The following is a 1,046-nucleotide window of genomic DNA, read 5'->3' as shown; positions in this document are numbered from 1 at the left end:
TAGTCGACTGCGTCATTGATTTGGCACCTGGCGGATTCGACGTGAAGGATCGTCATACTTCCACTTGATCGGCTTTGGATGTTTATTGTGCTCGCGGATGTAATGCATGAGTTTGCGATCCAGATCTTTTACTGAAGTGAAGATGCCACGGGCGATCACATCACGCTGGATGCGCGAGAACCAGTTTTCCACTTGGTTAAGCCACGACGAATAGGTCGGCGTGAAGTGCAGACGTACGTTGCGATGCGCTTTGAGGAAGGTGGCCACCCGCTCCGTCTTATGGCTACTCACGTTGTCACAGATGACATGGATTTCTCTGTGTTTGGGCTGGCTGGCCACGACGTCGGTCAGGAAGGCCACAAACTGTTCGCTGGTGTGGCGCAGCGCTGTTTTGCCCAGCACCTCGCCGGTCGCAGTATTGAACGCCGCGAACAGGCTGAGCGTGCCGTTGCGCTTGTACTCGAAGCCGTGACTCTCGGCGCGCCCCGGCGACAGCGGCAGCATCCGGTCCTTGCGGTCGAGTGCCTGAATCGCGGTCTTCTCGTCCACACAGAACACCGCTGCGTGCGCCGGCGGGTTCAGGTAAAGCCCGATCACGTCGGCTGCTTTGGCCTCGAAGTCCGGGTCGTTGGAGACCATGTGCCGCTCCAACTTCTGCGGCTTGACCCCATGCTTGCGCCAGATGCGCTGCACGGTCGAGACCGACACGTCGCCGAGCTCTGCCGCAAGCTTATAGCTGCTCCAGTGTGTCGAGCCGTCGGCAGGTTTGTGCTTGAGAGTACGGTTGAGCACACGCGCCTCAAGTCTGGCTGGCGGCTGCTTGGGAGCGCGCCCGGGATGTCGGGCGTACATGCCAGACAGTCGCTCGCTAAGAAAGCGCCCCGACCAGCGCGCGATGAAGCGCGAGTCGCAACCCAGTGTGCGCATGATGCTGTCGCGCGATTCGCCGTCCTCGAGCATCAGGATCAACTTCGCGCGTCGTACGTCCGCCGCACGCACCGTTCGGCTGCGCGCCGCCGACAGCAGTTGCTCGCGTTCGGTATCGG

Annotated in this window: 1 protein-coding gene; it reads right to left on the bottom strand. The window is 60.8% G+C overall.

The window, feature by feature from the left end; genetic code table 11:
- Nucleotides 1-12 precede the first annotated feature (12 nt).
- Nucleotides 13-1,046 (bottom strand): IS630 family transposase (locus NCS00_RS31130; protein ID WP_250442088.1); only part of this gene is annotated, 1,034 nt, incomplete at its 5' end.

Origin of the sequence: Caballeronia sp. AZ1_KS37 (genome assembly GCF_023631165.1) — a bacterium.
Classification (GTDB): domain Bacteria; phylum Pseudomonadota; class Gammaproteobacteria; order Burkholderiales; family Burkholderiaceae; genus Caballeronia; species Caballeronia zhejiangensis.
The sequence above is the reverse complement of the archived record's forward strand: the minus strand, read 5'-3'. Positions and strand labels throughout refer to the sequence as shown.